17 protein-coding genes and 1 pseudogene are annotated in these 20113 nt (G+C 46.0%); 11 read left to right on the plus strand and 7 right to left on the minus strand.

Annotated elements, in window-relative coordinates; genetic code table 11:
• Positions 1-8: 8 nt before the first annotated feature.
• Positions 9-767: a hypothetical protein gene (locus MJ612_RS03115; protein WP_187029357.1), complete on the minus strand. Its 759-nt coding sequence runs from the start codon at positions 765-767 to the stop codon at positions 9-11.
• A 191-nt stretch (positions 768-958) separates the two neighbouring features.
• On the minus strand, positions 959-1438 hold the full coding sequence (locus MJ612_RS03120) for a hypothetical protein (RefSeq protein ID WP_187029359.1): 480 nt from the start codon (positions 1436-1438) through the stop codon (positions 959-961).
• 545 nt (positions 1439-1983) lie between these two features.
• Between MJ612_RS03120 and MJ612_RS03125 the strand changes: the two genes are divergently transcribed.
• Positions 1984-2784, plus strand: coding sequence for a hypothetical protein (locus tag MJ612_RS03125; RefSeq protein ID WP_187029361.1), 801 nt, complete (start codon positions 1984-1986; stop codon positions 2782-2784).
• A 146-nt stretch (positions 2785-2930) separates the two neighbouring features.
• Here MJ612_RS03125 and MJ612_RS03130 read toward each other — a convergent pair whose 3' ends face one another.
• Positions 2931-3998 (minus strand): proline iminopeptidase-family hydrolase, encoded by a 1068-nt coding sequence (locus tag MJ612_RS03130; protein WP_187029363.1) that lies wholly within the window; start codon positions 3996-3998, stop codon positions 2931-2933.
• Positions 3999-4273: 275 nt separating this feature from the next.
• On the opposite strand from MJ612_RS03130, the gene MJ612_RS03135 reads away from it, so the two are divergent.
• From MJ612_RS03135 to MJ612_RS03160, 6 genes are all read left to right on the plus strand, one after another.
• Complete coding sequence (locus MJ612_RS03135) at positions 4274-6022, plus strand: ABC transporter ATP-binding protein (protein WP_187029364.1); 1749 nt, start codon at positions 4274-4276, stop codon at positions 6020-6022.
• Positions 6023-6665: 643 nt separating this feature from the next.
• Entirely contained in the window at positions 6666-8486 is a 1821-nt protein-coding gene (locus MJ612_RS03140) for a cache domain-containing protein (RefSeq protein ID WP_187029365.1), read from the plus strand.
• A gap of 61 nt (positions 8487-8547) precedes the next feature.
• Positions 8548-10614 (plus strand): cache domain-containing protein, encoded by a 2067-nt coding sequence (locus MJ612_RS03145; protein ID WP_187029366.1) that lies wholly within the window; start codon positions 8548-8550, stop codon positions 10612-10614.
• A gap of 186 nt (positions 10615-10800) precedes the next feature.
• Positions 10801-11154, plus strand: a complete 354-nt coding sequence (locus MJ612_RS03150) for a DUF6152 family protein (protein ID WP_187029367.1) — start codon at positions 10801-10803, stop codon at positions 11152-11154.
• A 2-nt stretch (positions 11155-11156) separates the two neighbouring features.
• Positions 11157-11642 (plus strand): DUF6644 family protein, encoded by a 486-nt coding sequence (locus tag MJ612_RS03155; protein WP_250419042.1) that lies wholly within the window; start codon positions 11157-11159, stop codon positions 11640-11642.
• Positions 11643-11763: 121 nt separating this feature from the next.
• Entirely contained in the window at positions 11764-12441 is a 678-nt protein-coding gene (locus MJ612_RS03160) for a hypothetical protein (RefSeq protein WP_187029368.1), read from the plus strand.
• Positions 12442-12499: 58 nt separating this feature from the next.
• Here the strand turns inward: MJ612_RS03160 and MJ612_RS03165 are convergent, their stop codons facing one another.
• Positions 12500-13300 carry a bestrophin-like domain gene (locus MJ612_RS03165; protein ID WP_222619597.1) on the minus strand — a complete coding sequence of 267 codons (801 nt, stop codon included), beginning with the start codon at positions 13298-13300 and terminating at the stop codon, positions 12500-12502.
• Between the two features lie 172 nt (positions 13301-13472).
• Between MJ612_RS03165 and MJ612_RS03170 the strand changes: the two genes are divergently transcribed.
• Both MJ612_RS03170 and MJ612_RS03175 read left to right on the plus strand, forming a co-directional pair.
• Positions 13473-13946, plus strand: a complete 474-nt coding sequence (locus MJ612_RS03170) for a DinB family protein (protein WP_187029369.1) — start codon at positions 13473-13475, stop codon at positions 13944-13946.
• 186 nt (positions 13947-14132) lie between these two features.
• Positions 14133-14486, plus strand: a pseudogene (locus MJ612_RS03175) (endonuclease domain-containing protein).
• Between the two features lie 111 nt (positions 14487-14597).
• Here the strand turns inward: MJ612_RS03175 and MJ612_RS03180 are convergent.
• Positions 14598-15668 carry a pentapeptide repeat-containing protein gene (locus MJ612_RS03180; protein ID WP_250419148.1) on the minus strand — a complete coding sequence of 357 codons (1071 nt, stop codon included), beginning with the start codon at positions 15666-15668 and terminating at the stop codon, positions 14598-14600.
• A 181-nt stretch (positions 15669-15849) separates the two neighbouring features.
• Between MJ612_RS03180 and MJ612_RS03185 the strand changes: the two genes are divergently transcribed.
• Entirely contained in the window at positions 15850-16479 is a 630-nt protein-coding gene (locus MJ612_RS03185; protein WP_187029371.1) for a DUF4403 family protein, read from the plus strand.
• Between the two features lie 262 nt (positions 16480-16741).
• The gene (locus MJ612_RS03190; RefSeq protein ID WP_187029372.1) at positions 16742-17566 is read left to right on the plus strand and encodes an MBL fold metallo-hydrolase; all 825 of its coding nucleotides are present in this window, start codon (positions 16742-16744) and stop codon (positions 17564-17566) included.
• A 216-nt stretch (positions 17567-17782) separates the two neighbouring features.
• Here MJ612_RS03190 and MJ612_RS03195 read toward each other — a convergent pair whose 3' ends face one another.
• Together MJ612_RS03195 and MJ612_RS03200 are read right to left on the minus strand one after the other, a co-directional pair.
• Entirely contained in the window at positions 17783-18175 is a 393-nt protein-coding gene (locus tag MJ612_RS03195; protein ID WP_187029373.1) for an endonuclease domain-containing protein, read from the minus strand.
• A gap of 467 nt (positions 18176-18642) precedes the next feature.
• Complete coding sequence (locus tag MJ612_RS03200) at positions 18643-19776, minus strand: sensor histidine kinase (protein WP_187029374.1); 1134 nt, start codon at positions 19774-19776, stop codon at positions 18643-18645.
• Between the last annotated feature and the right edge of the window lie 337 nt (positions 19777-20113).

Raw genomic sequence — 20113 nt, forward strand, 5'->3', positions numbered from 1 at the left:
GCTATATTTTAGTTTTCATAGTCAAAGTCATCCTCTTCAAAATCCTCCTCCTCACTATCATTAAACTCATCTTCCTGCTCTTCTTGATACCCGGAGAACCCTGTAGCGGATAGTAATTCATCTACAAATGCTTCCTGTTCTTCGTTATAAATAAGTTCGCCGCGTTGCAGAAAGCGGTTGGCATCGAGCATCACTTCGTAAATAGGTGTATGAATGTGCTTTGGTATTTTAAACAGGCGCGGGTCGTTCTTATCGAATGGTGTTTTAACCTTGGAACTATAAAGATAGGGAATAAGTGTTTTGGAGCAGCTTATGGCAATGCGGTGTACCTCATGCTCTTCGAAGTAGCTTTGCAGCCGCTCGTTTATGTTCTCGAAGAACTCTACTGTTTCGCCTAACCGTACCCGTGAGCCAGCTCTGGACTTGCCTTTGGTTTTCAGGTATTTGATCTGGCTCTTGCCCTGCTTTTTGCGCACCATATACGACCGGAATACTTTATGATCCAGGTTCACACCGTTCTCGAAATAACCCAGTGCACAGTTACCGGATTGTATCAGCAGGATTACATAATTGACCTTATCATCATCTTGGGATTGGCTGTTATCCGGAGAAGGCAGTACCAGTGGCAACCTGAAGTATAACTCATTACCCGCATCATAATTCAAAACCAGCCGGTGTTTCTCATGCTCATACTCCGTTCTTATCGATCTCGATTTTATAGTTCGGAGCAGTTCAGCAGATGTTTCTGCAGGTATAAAACGGTTCATAAGTATTGCAGCAGGTAAAGGCGCTAAGTATAAAGATGCAAGTTCGGCAAAACATCCGAAATGATAATAAATTACCAAGCCTGACCAGTGGCAGGAGCCGGGGAAAGAATTTCAGGTTAATATAAAAAACAAAAGGTGCGGACGTAACGCCCGCACCTTGTTGCTGCATGTATTGCTTAGCTCAGCAAAGGCTATTTATCCCGTACAAATTTGTAGGTGTAAATACCTTTCTGTGATGTTGTTTGTTGAGCTTCAGGTGCATCTGCAGGGAAACCAGCCCATGCCTCTTCGTCTTCCCAAACCATTACAGAATCATTAAGTGTTTTAATGATGTAATCCGTTGTTTCATTACCTTTTGTCAATTTGATATAGTTGGGATTATCTGCATCCGGGAAACTATAGTTCCATACATCTGTCGTATTGCTATTTGGTAGTTTTACAGTCATCCGTACACCATCGAATTTAAAAAATGCCTGGATGTTCGCTGAATCAGCGTACATTACGGTATCTCGGTCGCTAATGTATTCTCTTTTTACAAAGGTATTGGTCCAGTCGCCTCTCATATCAGCATCTACTTCTGATACTGGTGCAGGTATAGACTCACCATCGTCGTCGTTGCAGGAAGTTAAAGATAAGGCAGCTAATAAAGGGAGTAATAGTAGCTTTTTCATATAATATTCAGTTGATAAAGGGTATTTAATTTTTTAGTAAAAAGTGTGCATATAGCCGGAAGAGTTTGGGAGGTAAACTATAACAGAGAGAGTCGTTTTGCTTTTACGCTACGCATCATTCCGGGTATAGGTTAGGTCATTTATGTTGTTAGTTGTAATATTCAGTTCTTTTCATTCAGATATAGGTATAACGGAATTTACATTATGGGGTTACTAAAAATATGGCCTGATGAAAGGGTAGAAATAAGATGGCAGCTACAATATGCTAGCTCTTGTTTTATAAGTGATAGCTTATCAAATAGTTGTGTTTGCAGGAGCGGATGTGCTGACTTGAAAATTTATACTTATGTGCTGAAAGAAGATAAATTATTCTTATTTAGAAATTGTACTTGAAGGATATAGCTGCTATACTACAGGGCAGCGAATACATAAAGATGAGGATCAGGTTGTTACAGCGAAAAGTTAGGTATAAAACTATAGTATGATTACCCTAATAACTAAAGAACAAGTATAAACCAGAACAATAAGCTATACTTTAATCAAGGATGATCCTGAAACCAACATCTTACTTCGTGCATCTGGCCACCAAAACTCCACCTATACTTTCTGCGAAAGTTAATTTCCTGTCGTGGCTGCTTTTAATAATGGTGCTCCTAATTAATTCTTCCGCGCATGCCCAGATCATTTATAATGGCGGCTCTGATGTGCAGTTCCTCTACGGGCGCAACCTGAAAGAGAAAGCAGATCTAGCAACCATAACCTTTGAGCACTTTGGCGATTATGGCTCTTTTGAGCATTTTGGCTTTGCAGATCTATCAAACGATGTGAGTTTAAAAAGTCCCGATTTATACCTGGAGTATTACCCGAAAGTGAGCCTTGGCCGCGCTACCGGCACCGAGTTAAAACTGGGACCGATAAGTGATGTGTTGCTAGGGGCAGGTATAAACGTATTGTTTGGTGGACCGGAAGATTTTTTTGTCTACACCTTTGGACCGGCTATTAAATTTGGCATACCAGGTTTACTGCAGCTCGAAACCTATTACTATAAGCAGCACGGCTCATCGTATAATGGCACCTACCAGATAACACCAAGCTGGGACATACCCTTACCTGCCTCAGACAAAGTACAGTTCAGGTTCCGTGGTTTTATGGATTTTATAGGAGATCGTGGACCAGGCAGTTCCCAGTATCTTACACAGCCACAGCTGTTCCTGGATCTCGGTGCTTTACGCGCAAAACCAGGTAAAGTATACGTTGGCTCTGAATGGCGCTACTGGAAGAATGTAGCCGGTATCAAAGAACTGGATGAATCTATACTTCAGGCTAACCTGATGTTTAATCTGTAAATGAAAACAGCCATAACCAGGTATAAAGGTTATGGCTGTTCACTATAAAGTAGTTGATAGTTGGTAAGGCTACTCTGCCACATTTTAAGGAATCAGTTAGGTTTATAGACCTTTTCCAGCGTAAAGGGGTAGGTATTGTTTGGTATTTACTTCTTCATGTTTCCACTGTCTACGTCTTTAATAAACTTCACCAATCCATCAAAGTATGTCTTCTGGTCGTCATAGAACGACATGTGGCTGCCGTTAGCACAATATAAGTAGCGGCCATTCGGGAACTGGCTGGCCATCCATTCCATGTGTTTCGGGTCCATGGTGTCGTGCTGGCCACCTATAGTTAAGGTAGGTACTTTTATAGCAGGAAGGTCTTTAGATCGGTCCCAGTTTTTAAGGGAGGCGTTGCCGGTAATACCAAATTCACTGTGGCCCTGCATCTGCACATAAATAGTTTGGTTCATGTGGTTAAACATGCGCATTACCGGGTCTGGCCACTGCTCCAGGGGCATTCTCAAAGCGTGCTTGGTATAAAAGTTAGGCATAAGCAGCTCCATGTAGCGCGGGTTCGAGAAATCGTTGTTAGCTTCTATCTGCTTCAATTCTGCCAGCACTTTCGGATCCATTTGCGGACCCAGTACCTCTTCGGCGTACTTATTATAAGCCGGCACGCTCGACATCATGTTCGAAATGATCAGACCTTTCAGATTGTTCTGGTATTTAAGAGCATATTCCGTTGCCAATATGCCACCCCAGGAATGCCCCAACAGGTAAAAGTTGTTCTTATCAAGTTTAAGAGCTTTGCGCACCTGTTCCACTTCTTCAACAAAACGGGCAGTATTCCAGAGGCTGGTATCGTTGGGTTGGTCGCTGTAGTGAGAACCAAGCTGATCGTAGTAATAATATTCAATGCCTTCCTTAGGCAGATAACTGTCGAAACACTCAAATGCTTCGTGCGTACCGCCGGGGCCGCCGTGCAGCAACAGCACCTTCATGGTAGGGCTGTTTCCAACCCGCTTTGTCCATACATTGAATTCTCCTTTAGGCGTGGAAATTTTTATTTTGCGGGCGCCGCCACTCAACTGGTCTTCCCGGCCCGAGTAATCCAGGTAACTTGACAGGGAAGGGTTACCGCTTTCGGTTGCAGTAGAATCTGCCGGGGCCGAACAAGCCTGGAAAAGCAAGGTAAGGCCCAGTAGCAAAACAGGTAGAAGATGTTTCATGTTTTATAGTTTAAGGTGAGAGGTAGGTAAGCGGAAACAAGTATAAATATAATGATTTTATGATGACAAAACATAGGTGCAGCACAAGAATCATGAGCCAATTTGCAACGCCTTTATTCTCCTGACTCCATACAAAAAGTATATTCCATACCAACTTTATAAGGCCTTTAGCGAAAGGCTGCTGGTAATTATGGTAAATTACACACTCCTAAAGTATAGATGCCAGGTAGTGGGTAAACTACTGCACATCTTCGAAGCTGTACAACAATTAAACTATGTCAAAATCAAAGAAGCTAAATAAAGTAACAGTAGCGCAGGTTTTCAGAACCATCATCTGGCCTCGTAAGAATTACCTGGCTGTTGGGTTGGTGTTAATTATTATAAGCCGTTTGGCTGGATTGGTGTTACCCGGGGCGAGTAAATATCTTATCGATGATGTGATTCCGAGTGGTGATAGTACGATGCTGAAGTGGCTGCTCGGAGGTGTGGTAGTAGCCATTACCATTCAGTCTATCACGTCGTTTGCGCTTACGCAAATACTTAGCGTGGAAGCGCAGCACCTGATCTCGCAGTTGCGGGCCAAGGTGCAGCGGCACATCATCCAGCTGCCCATCCGCTTCTTCGACAATACCAAAACAGGCGAGCTGGTGTCACGCATCATGACGGATGTGGAAGGCGTAAGAAATCTGGTAGGTACTGGCTTTGCCCAAATGGTAGGTGGCGTACTGACTTCGTTGATATGCCTGGGGCTGCTCATTTACATCAGCCCCTTGATGACGGGTTTTGCCCTGATCCCGGTGGCAATTTTCGGGGTGATCTCCCTGAAGGCTTTTGGCAAGATACGGCCTATTTTCAGGGAGCGCGGAGTGATAAATGCGGAGGTAACCGGTCGACTAACTGAAACACTTGGCGGCGTTCGCGTGATTAAAGGGTTTAATGCCGAAGAACAGGAGATAAAGGTGTTTGAGAATGGCGTTACGCGGTTATTCCTGAATGTGAAGCAAAGCCTTACCACCACCAGCATGGTAACGAGTGCGGCTACCTTGCTGTTGGGCCTGGCATCGGCGGGCATTATGGGTATTGGTGGGTACCTGATCATGAAGGGCGAGCTGACCTTCGGCGACTTTCTGGCCTTTACTCTATACTTAGGTTTTATGATTGCGCCTATACTTCAGATGAGCAACATCGGCAGCCAGTTTACAGAAGCCTTTGCCGGCCTCGACCGAACCGAAGAGATCCTGAACACACCCTTGGAAAGTGAAACCGGGCACAGGACATTAGCGCTAGATACGATACATGGTGACATCGTTTTTGACCGTGTATCCTTTGCTTACGAATCCGGAAAAGACGTGGTAAAGGAGATTAGTTTTAAAGCACCTGCCGGCTCCGTTACAGCACTTGTGGGTACATCCGGTTCCGGTAAAACAACTATAGCCGGCTTGGCTGCCTCCTTCCTGAACCCCGAAAGTGGTATCATTACCGTAGACGGCCACGACCTGCAAAGCATAACGTTGCAAAGCTACCGTAGCCAGTTGGGCGTAGTACTGCAGGACGACTTTTTATTTGAAGGTACCATACGGCAGAACATACTTTTTCCGCGCCCGAACGCTACCGAAGCACAATTGCAGCAAGCCGTACATGCAGCGCATGTGCAGGAGTTCACTGACCGTTTCCCGGACGGACTGGATACACTGATAGGGGAGCGGGGCGTGAAACTTTCGGGAGGACAGCGGCAGCGCATTGCCATTGCCCGTGCTATACTTGCTGACCCGCGCATCCTTATACTTGACGAAGCCACCTCTAACCTAGATACCGAAAGTGAAAGCCTGATACAGGCCAGCCTGAAGAACCTGATGCAGGGACGCACTACCTTTGTTATTGCTCACCGCCTCAGCACCATCCGCCAGGCCGACCAGATCCTGGTGATAGAGCAAGGTCGCATAGCAGAGCAAGGCCGCCACGAAGAATTGCTGGAACAAAAGGGAAGGTATTACCAACTTTATACTTACCAGGCAAGGATCTAAAACCATATATCAAAGTATAGCTCCAGTGTGTGCTTACAGCTAGCCCTGTTACTTGTTCAGGAAGTATAACTACGTAGAAAAGGTATAAGCTGCAAATTTGCTGGCAAGGGATTATTATTCGGCGCAGAACACCCGGATCGACTCTCAGGATGAGTATAAGCACTTGCTGTTTCAGGTTATACTAGCTTAAACGTGCCTGAGCTATACTTTATAAATTAACAAAGACTTAACACTTTGAGGTGTTTATTTCTTACTAATCAGGATCATTCTTTACAAAATTTTTACCAGTTACCCGGAAGCACCTGCCAGTTACAAGCAGCAGTTAGCCATTTATTGTGCGGCCAGGGGCAACAGGTACCAGATTCAGCAAACAGTCTGTTAGAATCAGCGTTAAAAAGTATAAGAAATAAAATAGATAACTGGTACACCCAAGCTTGTAGTTGAAAAGCTGGCAGGCTGGGTTATTTATGTTTTTGAAGCACATCTACGTTGCGCCTGCATAAGTGCAACTTGCTCTTGTTGCTAAGCACAGGCGAGATCTGTAAAGGCAAATCACCCCGGTTTGTCGCAGAAGGACTTGATGAAATATTCTGATAGGTTCTGAGAGCTAATGTACCACTACTTCTTTTTTCGCACTAGTATCATGAAAGCAACTTCCTGTTTGTTTTTAGCAGTCTGTGCAGTTTATATTTTACATAATGCGCATGGGCAACATGTAAACGGCAATAGCCTGGCTGGTACCTTTTCAGAGCGTAAGGCTCCTGTTGCTGTTCAATCCGATGTACAGGTATCAACACGCCAGCTTGCCGCTTTAGTAAAGGATGCGTCCATGTTGGTCAGTAAAGATGGGGAAAAAGCCTTTGCTGAGCTTCGTACGCCCGGTAGCCGCTGGCGGCAGGGAGAAACTTATATTTTCGTGCTGGATACCAAAGGCAACATGCTGGTGCACGCTGATCCTGGAATGGAAAATAAGAACCAACTGGACCTGAAGGACGTCAACGGAAAACCTATTATCCGGGGCCTCATTAAAGCTGCCACGGCTATACCTGAAAAACCCGAGGGATGGTACCATTACGAGTGGCCGGTGCCCGGTGGCCTGCTGCCTCGCTGGAAGAGCAGCTTCGTACAACTGGTAAAGGCGCCTGGCGGCAAAAGCTACATAGTGGGCAGCGGCATGTACAACGACCGTATGGAGAAAGAATTTGTGGTAGATTTGGTGAAAAGTGCACAGGCCGAAATTGAAAAGCATGGCAAAGCAGCTTTTAAAACCTTTCACGATCCGGCAGGGCCTTATCTTGCAAAAGACGCCTACATTTTTGTCTTCACCATGGAGGGCGTCGAGGTCGTCAACCCGGCTTTTCCGACAGTGGAAGGGAACAACAACTTCGACATGAAGGACGCGCAGGGCAAGTACCTCGTGCGTGAGATTATCAAAACGGTGCAGACCAGTGACTCCGGATGGGTAGACTATATGTGGCCCAAGCCGGGCGAGAGCGTACCTACCCAGAAATCTGCATATGTGCGCAAAGCAACATTCGAAGGGGAGACCTTTGGTGTGGGATGTGGTGTATACCTGGCCGATGCGCCTAAAGCAGTAGAAAAAACTAAGAAACTGACAGCCCCCGAATTGATGACACTTGTGCGCGATGCTGCCTCCGAACTTGAAAAGCGCGGTGTGAAAGCCTTCCCTGATTTCCGGAAGAAGGGATCCCGGTGGTTTAGTAACGATACTTATCTCTTTGTATGGTCTTTGGATGGAACCCGTGCTTTTCATGGAGCAGATGCATCACTGGAAGGAAAAAAGATTGATGGTACTACGGATGTACATGGAAGACCTTATGGAAAATTGTTCATAGAAGCGGCTAAAAGCACGAAAGGGGAAGGCTGGGTGCATTATATGTTCCCGGAGCCTGGTGACATTTTCCCTACCTGGAAATCGAGCTTTGTAAAGCGGGTGAAACTCCCGGATGGCAAGCAATACCTGGTTGGCAGCGGTATCTATAATATGCAGATGGACAAAGCCTTTATTATAGACCTGGTAAACCATGCTGCCTCGCTGGTGCAGGAGAAGGGCGAAGCATCCTTTGATGAATTGCGTGATAAGAAGGGCTCATTTTACTTTATGGATACCTACGTTTTTGTAGAAGACAGCAAAGGTATGATACTGGTACACCCGGCCCAGCCTAGTTTGGAAGGTAAGAATATGTATAATGAGAAAGATGTGAAAGGCAAGTCCTTTGTGCGGGAATATACAGAAGCCGCACTAAAGAAAGGCAGCGCCTGGACAGACTACTACTGGTACAAACCCGGAGATAACACACCTACACAAAAGTATACTTATGTTCGCAAAGTGCAGCATGGCAGCAAGACCTATATTGTCGGGGCAGGATACTACCAGCCTGACAATGTAAAGAAAACAAGCCAGGCGCAAAAGACTTCGTCACGTTCCTTAGAGAAGAAATAATGTTTTCTCCCAGGCATTCCTATAGAGAGTTTAATACAGCAAACCTAAGCATCTGAAAGCTATGAAAAAGAACGGAATTGTCGCAGTTCCTGCGACGCACAAAACAGAACAGTACCAATACCTGGAAACACGCGAGCTTGTTCAGCTGGTGAAAGAGGCAGCGGACCTGATTCACACCAAAGGCGAAGCCGCATTCGACGATTTTAGGTCGGCGGGCAGCCGCTGGAGACAGGACGAGTCTTATATCTTCGCGCTGGACCTGGATGGTAACATGCTGCTGCATCACGATCCGGAACTGGAAGGTAAAAACCAGCTGGAACTGAAAGATATTAATGGAAAGCCGATCATACGCGGATTACTAAATGCTGCCACCGCACAACCTGAGAAACCTGAGGGCTGGTACCATTACCAATGGCCTGTTCCGGACGGCCTGCTGCCCCGCTGGAAGAGCAGCTATGTGCAGCTGGTAAAAGCCCCGTCAGGTAAGAGCTACGTGGTGGGCAGCGGTGTGTACAACGACCGCATGGAACGCGAGTTTGTGGCAGACCTGGTAAACAAGGCTGTTGCAGAAATTGAACATAGGGGCGAGGCTGCCTTTGAGCTGCTCCGTGATCCTAAAAGCCCTTATATTGCCAAAGACGCCTACGTGTTCGTGATGGACATGGAAGGTGTTGAACTGTTTAACCCTGCCTTTCCGACCCTGGTGGGCCGTAACCTGATCAATATGAAAGATGCCAGTGGAAAGTTGCTGAATCAGGAGATCATTAAGGTAGCGCAGGAACAGGGAGCAGGCTGGCTGGACTATATGTGGCCAAAGCCTGGCGAAAGCGTTCCTACTCAGAAGACTGCTTATATCAGAAAAGCTAGGCTGGGCGATAAAAATGTAATAGTAGGCTGCGGCGCGTACATGGCCGATGCACCAAAGGAAGCTAAGTATACTTCCAGCATGACTGCCCCTGAGCTGGTTGAACTTGTACGGGAGGCAGCAGCACTACTTGAAAAAGAAGGGGAAAAAGCCTTTCCGGAGTTTAAGAAACAAGGTACCAAGTGGCTCCACGATGATATCTATTTTTTTATCTGGACAATGGATGGTGTCAGGGCATTACATCCGGAGATACATCCGGAAAAACCGGAAGTCGAAGGAAAAGATGCGAGAGATGCGAAAGACGCTATCGGAAAGCCTTACGGAAAGCTGTTCCTGGAGGCTGCCAGCACACCGGAAGGAGAAGGCTGGATCCATTGTATGTGGCCGAAGCCTTTTGATATTTTCCCGACCTGGAAGTCCTGCTTCGTGAAACGGGTTACATTTCCTTCGGGCAAGGAGTACCTGGTAGGCAGTGGCATTTATAACATGCAGGTCGATAAAACGATAATTGAGGATGTTGTAGATCGTGCAGCCGCCCTGGTACAGGAGCGGGGTAAAGCCGCCTTCGATCTGCTCCGTGATAAGAAAGGCCCTTTCTATTTTATGGATACATATGTGTTTGTGGAGAGTCCGGAAGGGGTAGAACTGGTAAACCCTGCACAACCGAGCCTGGAAGGCAGAAACCTCCTGAACCTGAAAGACCTGAAAGGAAAAACAATTGTACGTGACGAAATTGCTGCTGCTATAACAGAGGGCAGCGCCTGGCTGGAGTGCTACTGGTACCAACCCGGCACAAATGCCCCTGCACTGAAAGAGACCTTTGTGCGTATGGTACAACACAACGGAGAGACATATATCGTGGGCTCAGGAATATACAGGGCAGAAAGTCATGACGGCTCACCTAAAAGGCGGGAGATCATCAAAACCTCCTGGAAAAACATAAAAGAGGAGAAGCTTACGGATAAGCTTTCGCGCCAGGTTATATTCGGTGAGAAAGGAACATTAGCCCGGTTATTTACCAGGAAAGGAGCCCGCATAGCACGCCATTACCACGAAAATGAGGAGTACTCCATGATCGTGTCAGGCGCACTAAAATTTAATTTCGATGATCGGGAAGAAACAGTGCGAGCAGGAGAGTTTATCATAATTCCTTCAAACGTGCCCCATTCTATTGACGCACTCGAGGATAGCGAATTTGTTGACTTCTTCGCACCGGCGCGCGAAGACTGGCTTCGGGGTGAGGACCAGTACCTGCGAAAGTAGAGTGATGCGAAAATTAAGTAAAAATCTGAATTGGTAAGATGTTGAAAGCCGCAGACGGGAAACCGGTCTGCGGCTTTTATTTTATAACGAGCTGCACTGCCTCAGCTACTTCTTAAAATAAGTATAGATACTCTTTTCGCGTTATCCTTCGTTTTTACAAAAGTAAACTTTAACTACCTTATACTTATGATGTTACTTGCTAAAATACTCGTAATCCTGGTCTTTCCGCTGTTTTTGTCCTTAGCTGTTTTACATCACGGTTGGGCAAATTACGATCAAACCAAAACACTTGATTATACCGGCTTGGTAAAAGAACTGACGTTTGAGAACCCACATGGCATGTTAACATTGCAGCACGAGAAAAAGATCTGGACAGTCGTACTGGCCCCGCCCAGCAGAATGAGTGCCCGTGGCCTTACAAAGGAGATGATACAGCCTGGTGATTCGGTACGTGTTATAGGGTATCCGCACAAAGAGGTAAAGGATGAGATGCGTGCAGAGCGGATATACGTGGGAGATAAAAAAATAGAGTTACGCTAACGGTGGCCGTCACTCTGCCCGAGCTTCTGCAAGGACTGGAAAACTCGGGACCCGCCATCACAATCCGGCAGTCTTACTGGTTATACCCATTTCTGGAAATTGTGCATATAATCGGCATTGTGCTGCTGGTAGGGGCTGCTTTCCTGTTTGATCTGCGCCTGCTGGGGTTTTCCCGAAACCTGCCTGTTCCGGATCTGGCACAGCACTTACTGACCTGGTCCAGAAGGGGTTTATACTTAATCGTTCCTTCAGGTTTTTTGCTATTCAGTACCAATGCGGTGTCGCTGGCCAGCGATCCTGTTTTTCATATCAAGATGCTCATGCTGGTAATTGGAGGTATAAATGCAGGTTTGTTTCATCGGTATATTTTTCCTTCGGCAACAGGATGGCTGCATGGCAATGTACCCGGTACTGCCAAAGCTGCAGCTGTGTGCTCTATGGTAGTGTGGGTAGTGGTCATTACCTGCGGACGCTTGCTGGCTTATTAGTATCGTATCAGGTAAGTAACGCGGTAACTTAACGTGTTTGCTCTACCAACACATACTGCGTTGTTAAACCGTTGTGGCTGAAGGTCGTTTATATAGGGATGTAAATTAAACCTAAAAAGCTATGAACAGACAAGACAGAGATCGCTATGATTATGGCCGTTACGAAGGCTACAGCAACGACGAACAGTATCACAGTGCCCGAAACCTAACAAATGAATTCGAACAGCGATACCGTGGCGAAAGAGACCAGGATAGTTACCGCGACCGTCCGGTGCGCAGCTATCACGAAGGAAGCGACATAGAAGATGATTATAACAGACAAAGAAGAACCTCCAATAACTATAGAAACCGCTCGGAATTTAAGCGCCAAGACCGGGACGAAAAAGTAAATTACTTTGGGCACTATAACGATAACCAGGATAACTACCGCGGAGACGAAGATTTTTACAGAGAGGAACATGACAGTTACCAGGGGCATGGCGACAGAAGCATACGATCGGGTTTCCCTGGTGAATACGGTTCCTATAACCGCGGTAACTATTCCGGATCCCGCGGACAGCAGGATTATCGTTCGTGGAATGAATACGTTAGCTCTCACTCCAACCCTGACAGAGACCACAATTATGGCACCCGTGACGATTACAGAAGCTCCGGCTACAGCAGAGGCAGGGATTACAGCGACGGCTCCAGCTACTCAGGCCAGTATGGGGCGGATGAAGACTCAAATTATAACCGAGACCGTAACCAGATGAGACACAACCGCTGGTACGACTCAAACGAAAGAACCAGATATTACTAAAATGTATAGTTTCTGGATCAAAAATTAAAACAGCCGCTGACTATGGTCAGCGGCTGTTTTAATTTTTTTCGTAATCATCTCCCCGCAGGTGCAGCATACTATCCTGGTTTACTTTAATAATACCCCGTTTAGGCCTGTCCAAGTCAATTATTATAAAGACTACAAGGCAGATCAGGAAAGTCATCATAATAGAAGGGAGAGTCGTGCGCTTCTTTCCTAATCCGGCGGCATAACCCATCAGTGCCCCGGACATGATAAAAACAATAAACAGCAAAAACAGGATAACTTCAGGCACATGCAGTGCGAGTAGGGCATTACGCTTACCATAAGCATCTATCATGTCATTAAGCGCACTAATGAAATAACCTGTAGTTACAGATCTTGGGTCTATGCGGGCGGCTTTTACAGCATTCATCCAGATCTCTGTCTGCAAAACTTTAGTAGCTTTATTCAGGTTCTCCAGTTCAGTTACCATAGCGTACTTGGTGTTGCCAACCTGCAGCCGAAGCAAAATGTATTGCTGCAACTGGTCGTAGGTAAGCGAATCATAAGGCTCTGGAAGAAGGTTGGTGCGTAGCATGGCAGTGCCAATGGTGTTTGCCTCTATAACAACGGCCTCGCTGCGATTGTTAAAACGCTGCACAGCCATGTTAAATGTAAAACCAAGTATAAGTGCCAGTAAACCCAGTGTACCAGTTTGTATAGTATTGGTCTGCGTTTTTACGTCCGTATCGGTTCTGGACTGGTAGTAGTGGCCCAACCGATAGCCTACCTCACTAGCCAGCAGAATCAGAACAAACAAAACAGCAACTATCAGAATACTGTTCTGGTCATAAATGATTTCCTGTGAAAAGTCCATTTACACTTTGCTATAAACTATGTAACATGCTACTACCCACTGTTTAGATAATGCTGTATACGCAGGCGCGTTTTTATTTAAGTAACTATGGGGCAATTTGTTACCAGAAGCTATGTATTGTTTGTTAACTCTTGCCTTCTGTTTAAAGTATAAAAATAGATAAACCGAAGCTATGAATCAGGACAAACAACTGCGGGAACAACTGGTAAAAATGATGCGTGGAGGGCAGGCTTTCCGGACGCGGGAAGAACTGCTGGAAGGAATTACGCTACAGGATGCAGGCAGGAAAGTAGACGGTGTACCCTATACCATATGGCAGTTACTGGACCACCTGCTTTTTGCACAGCACGACATTCTTGACTTCTGCCGCAATTCTAACTACCATGAGCCTGCCTGGCCTGACGACTATTGGCCCAAAGAAACCGCACCAGAAGATGAAGCCCAGTTAGAGCAAACGCTTAAAGCCCTTGACGCTGACCTGGAAGAAATGATTGAGTTGGTGCAGGATCAAAAGAATGATCTTTTTAAACCTATACCACATGGTACCGGCCAAAACTTACTGCGCGAAGCCATGTTAGTTGCCGAGCACAACGCCTACCATCTCGGCCAGGTAGTGCTGCTCCGGAGATTAATAGGCGGACTATAGTTCTAGAGTTGAAAGTATAGGCTTACTGATTCCAGGAAGTCGTGTTTTATAGAAACTGTAGCCCAACCACCCCCGGCCCCTCCTTGTCTAAGGCGGGGAGCTTTTCTTTTTCTTACTTCTTGAACTTTCTGGTTTATAGTAGGCTTTCTTCATTGCGGATGTATAGATTAAAATACGGTTAACGTGATGTTGCACAACAGGAAGTACCTCAAAGAAAATAGAAAAATGCTGAGGAGTAATCTAACTCCTGCAGAAGCGGAATTGTGGAAGCACCTGAAATCTTCTCAACTATACGGTCGCAAATTCAGACGGCAACACAGCATCGGCAACTTTATACTAGATTTTTACTGCCCTTCTGAAAAACTTGCCATAGAGCTTGACGGGCAAATACATGTCCATTCCGCAGCATAACAAAGTGATATAGAACGTGATCAGGCTCTTAAAGAATTAGGCATCGAAGTACTCCATTTCGAAAATAAAGATGTATTTGATAACCTGGAGGCAGTACTACAAGAGATCAGCAACCACTTCAGTAAGTAAGAAAAGCTCCCCGCCTTAGACAAGGAGGGGCTGGGGGTGGTTGGACCATCGCAACTATAAAACAACTAAGTAAAAAAAGTAAACTACAAGCCCACAACAGCAACTATAATCTTACTTCAAAATGATGCCTGTTGTATCTGCGTCCTTAAAGCTGGAATCACTCAAGTAACGGACATTTCTAAGGTCAGCGCCCCGTAGCCTGGCTTTACTGAACCTTACACCTCTTAAGTTGGCGCCTCTCAGATCGGCACTATCTAAATTGGCTTCTTCTAAATAAGCTTCCATTAAAAAAGCGTTCTGTAAGTCTGCACCTTTCAGTATAGCTCTGGTAAGGTCTGCGCCTTCTAAAATGGCATGCGTTAATTTTGCACCCCTTAAGTCGGCATCGTATAGTTTAACACCGCGCATATCCGTCAGCGACAGATCGGCGCCTCTTAGCTTAGCCGCATTCATATCAGCGCTATCCAGCTTCGCGAATTGCAGGAAAGCAGCACTCAGGTCAGCTAACTGGAAATAAGCCTGGCTTAACCTGGCCTCACTCAGGTTAGCTTTAACAAGGCTGGCCCCCGTAAAAAATACACCTTTGGCATTTATAAATGATAGATCGGCGTTGTCGAGTTTAGCACCCTGCAGCCTGGCATGTCTTATAAACGAACCACTTAATTTGGCTCCACTCAGATTTGCACTATCTAAAACCGCATTGTTCAGCTCAGAGTTTAAAAGGTTGGTATTGCTCAGGTTTGCCTTCACCAGTTTAGCATTCGACAGATCGGCTCCGTACAGGTTAGCACCTTTCAGATCAATTCCTTCGAAAAAGCCATATTCCCCGTTCAATCCCCGAAGATCAACACCTTCCTGGTGCAGAAATTTAAGAGCCTCCATGCGTCCGCCCCCTTTTTCAAGCAGTATGGTCCAGTTCTCGCGTATAATAGCCCGCCTACGGCTTGGCGCCTCAGTAAACCAGATAATGATAGCGAGAAGTACGGCCAGTCTTCCGACATACTTCAGCATCACAAAAAAAGCGAGGTGGCTTATCCAGTAAGCGATCCATCCAAATGCCCACTCCAGCCATTGAATCGGAGCTACCCAAAAAGAACCGTTCCGGGGTTTAACAGGCTTTGTAACTTCTCTCTTACTCATTTCAGGATCAGGTGCTTGTACTTTAGCTATACTTGGTTGCATGGCCACAGTTGCATTCAGAATTTAAGAAAAACACCCGGTTTTGATTTGCCCTGCCACCCATCTCTGCTTACCTTTAGGCAACGTACAATGCTAATGCCAGAGACTTTTGGACTGGCAACAGCCTTGTTTTGAAACTAAAAAGGCTCCGGATGCGTGCTATCTTCCTTCTAAACACTACCCTATGGATAAACCTGTACAGTTAAATATTCCTATTACAGTTTCTTATTCTGCCCTGGAAAGTGTGCTGCAACAGCAGCTGGTGGGGATGTATATCCCCAGGCCTGAAGATGGCATAACAGAAAACCCATATGCGCAGGTACTGGAGGTAGGTATAACAGGAAGCAGGGCAGGGGCCTATAACGTGCAGCTACGGGTGCAGCTCAGAATTTTGCGTACCGTGCTGAAGCGCGATAAGGTCGATATTTATACTTCGGTGGCACTGGCCTATGATAATACCACACAGCAGGTATATGTGCAGCAGTTTTCGATGGAGTCTGCTACAACAAGTGGTTTTTACAACACAGCCCTTGAGGTGTTGGTAAATAAGGTAGCCTATAACCAGATCATTGAAAAGGCCCGGATTGACCTGAAATCCATTATTACACCGGAACTGGAAAAAGTGAACAACCAGCTAGCGGAGGGCCTGGAACTGAAAGGACTGAAACTGAAAGGTGCTGTTGAGGCGGTAACGGTGCAGGACATTGTTCCGAAGCCCGACGGGCTTTCTCTTCGGGTGCTGGCACAAGGTAACCTGGAGGTAGTGGTACAGGATCTTACCAGTTTCTTGCCACTGTTAGCAGGGAAAGTATAAAGCAACAGTAACGCATTTAATAGCGACGGCGGGAGAGGAAGGTAGGTGGTATTATAGTGGGGCCACAGTAGCTATAAAATTATAGTTAATTTTGCTCAGAAGCTGCCCCCATTAACCTTAAATACATCCGGAAAAACTACAGGCATACGTATATATTTCTGTAAGCTACTGTTTTACAAAAGACAGAGAAGCTGCTTAACTTTAGTTACCTGGGCTGCTATAGCACAGAGCCGATACCTGGATTCTATTCAAGATGAAACCTATGGATGTTTTTGTTCTGGTGATAAAATATAGCCACCAGGGGCAGGACGAGGTGCTGTACCCTGTTTTGCTCCGTAGCGACAGCGAGCTTGTGTTGGTCGACTGCGGCTATGCCGGTTCTTTGCCCTTGCTGCAGGAAGCCGCCAACAAATACGGACTCTCATCTGATAACCTTACAGGTATTATCATCACCCATCACGACATCGACCACATGGGCGGCCTGAAGGAGCTGAAAGCGGCATATCCTAAAGTAAAAGTATACGCATCCGAAACAGAAGCACCTTATATCAGTGGCAGAAAGAAATCGCTCCGGCTGCAGCAGGCAGAGGCGCTGTATAACACCTTGCCCGGGGAGCAGAAGGCGTGGGCCTGGCAATTTCAGGAGTCGCTCAAAGCGGTGCAGCCTGTTAACGTAGATGTGGTGCTGACGGAAAAGGAAGTGCCTGCTTCCTGGGGTAATATCCAAATTATACCTACGCCGGGCCATATGCCGGGGCACTTTTCCATATACATCCCGCAAAGTAAAACGCTTGTTGCTGCCGATGCCGTAGTGGCAGAACAAGACGAGCTGGAACTGGCAAATCCTACCTATACCCTGAACCTGGAACAGGCAGTAGCCTCTGTTAGAAAGCTACAGCAACTGGATGTGGATCGCATCATCTGTTACCATGGCGGAGTTGTAGAAAATGATATCGGGGAGAAGCTGCAAAAACTGGTGGCAAGGTATACACCGTCACAGCCAGCACCTTTTGTTGCGGAAGAACCACAGGAAGTTAGCAGCCCCGTCTGCTACGCGCACCTGAAAGAGTTTCGGGAAGGTTTCTGAGTAATAGGATGGATGTGGAGTAGGAAAGAAGTTAAGGTCGTAAATAGCTTATACTTGTAACACATCTCAGCTCCATAATTGATGTAGTCCAACTGCTTACCTTAAATATTCCTGTGATAGTAGTAAGAAAAAAGGGTCCCCTTCAGGGGGCCAATAGGGGTGTTACACTCGCGTTCCCGGTAATCTACCGTGGGTAGCTTCTCATACTTACTGAAGTTACTGCTGATCAGCTGTTACAATAGTTTTCAAGTTCAGTATAAAAGCCTGTAATGTTCGTAAAACATTTGGCATGTCCTTTTTCACTTCCAGGTCATCAAAGCGCAGGAACCTTATGCCATACTTCTCCAGCTCAGCTTGCCTTAGAGTGTCATAATCGTAGCTATAGTTGTGACTGTCCCCATCTATTTCAACGGCTAACTTCAGTTCGTGACAATAAAAGTCAACTATAAAATCGAGTAATGGCACCTGGCGGTGGAATTGGTAGTTCAGCAGCTTCCGCTCCTTTATTACCTGCCAGAGCAGGATTTCAGAAAGGGTGCTGTTTTTTCGTAGCTCTCTGGCTTTAGCTTTCAGGTCTTCTCTGTAGGGGATGATGTCGTTCTTACTCAAAGTGCAGTTGCTTTAGAGTTAAAGTCATTTGCGCTTCTCAACAAAAGTAACACCCCTATAGTCCCCTCAAGGGGACAGTTTTTTTCTTACTATTATCATAGAAATCTCTTGTAGCAACATCTACTAATTATTAGCTACGAAGTAACTCATTCCACTATGACCAAAAGCCGGACTGTCCCCTTGAGGGGACTAGAGGGGTGTTGAAGCGGCAACTATAGAACTATACTTCCAACTAAAGCAATAGCCGGATTGTCCCCTTGAGGACAAGTGAGAACGGGAGTTCGAAACTTGCGACCGCAGGTCATTGCGTATAATCGTGCACGAGAAAAAGCTCCCTTTCCTGTTTTAGGGTTAAATACCCACGATAAGAGGTAGAGGCAGGGAAGTTAAACCAGGCAACTATAGAACGGTAACCGGTAACGAAACGAAGGCTGAAGAACTCCTTGCCTTGCTGATAAAAAGAAACCTTATACTTCCGCCGGAAAGTATAGCCTGAACTCTGTACCTTTATCTTCTTCGCTTTCAACTTCTATTTTACCTCCGGCATTCTCCAGTATGCGTTTTACCATGTACAGCCCAATGCCAGTGCCTTCCGCGTGGTTATGAAATCGCTTGAACATGGTGTATAGCTCCTTTTGCTGGCGACCATTTATACCCATGCCGTTGTCTCTTATACTTAGCACCACATAAGGCTCCTCCAGGCGCGAGGATAAAGTAATAATACATTCTCGGTCCGGAGACTGAAATTTGATGGCATTGCTGAGCAGGTTATACAAAATACTGCGGAAGTTTTTGCGGGAGAATTTCAGTATGTTCACCTGGAAATCAGTGTGTATAAAGCAGTCTTTCAGGTTGGCAGGTTTGTGCAGGTCCGCCATAATCTCTTCGTACACTTCCTTGATCGTGATCACTTCATCCGAAACACTTTCGCTGAGGCCTTTATGCATGCTGTTGATCTCGGTCAGGTCTACTATGGTACGTTTAAAACGGTTCACAGAGTCCACCACCCGATGCAGGATCTCTTCCGTTGCACTGTTCAGGGCGTTAGCCGCTTCCAGTTCATTTTTCAGAATATGCATCAACCCTTCTATGTTCAGGATAGGGGAATGGAGGTCGTGGGAGGCTGTGTAAATAAATGTATCCAGGTCGAGGTTGATCCGTTCAAGTTCGGTGTTCTTGAGCTCGAGCACACTTTGTTGCCGCTCGGCCAGTTTATCCTGCAGCTCTTTCTGCTCGGTTATGTCGCCGGTTATTTTTGTAAAACCAATGTGCTTTTCATTTTCATAAATAGGGGTGAGCTTGATGGTGGCCCAGAACAGGGAGCCGTCCTTCCGCTTGCGCCAGTCTTTGGTTTCATAAAGGCCATCTTCTAAAGCAGATTTCAATTCTACTTTTGGCATATCTGCCTGCTGGTACTCGTCCGGGAAAAGCATCCCAAAGAACTTCCCTACAAATTCATTCTCCTTGTACCCTTTCAGCTGCTCTACTCCTTTGTTCCAGGTTGTAATAATACCCTCGGTATCCATCGCGAAAATGGCATAATCTTTTATCTGTTCAATAAAGTAAGAATTGATCTTATCTGGGTTATGCAGTGAGTCCATTTGTAACAGGTGTTGGTTATCTGTTTTACTCTGTAACCATAACACAGGTTATGGTACTATAATCTGAAGTTTGTACTGAGGAGAGGGCTCACCGGTTACGGCCCATCACAAGAGCGTTAGGGAGAGCTTGTAGCTTGCACTGCTACTCTTGCTGAAAGTATAGCTGCGCGGAATTGGGAAGGTATGAGCTAAAATCCCGCTGGAGCGGGGGAGAGTGTAGAAAAAATATACCGGTTACAAACTTGCAGCATGTGCGAGGGGAGGCAAGTCGCTTCGTAGCTACTGTAGTCCAACCACCCCCGGCCCCTCAGAGCTACGCTCGCTACCTTTGAATTCG

It is taken from the genome of Pontibacter deserti (genome assembly GCF_023630255.1).
In the GTDB taxonomy this organism is placed as follows: Bacteria; Bacteroidota; Bacteroidia; order Cytophagales; family Hymenobacteraceae; genus Pontibacter; species Pontibacter deserti.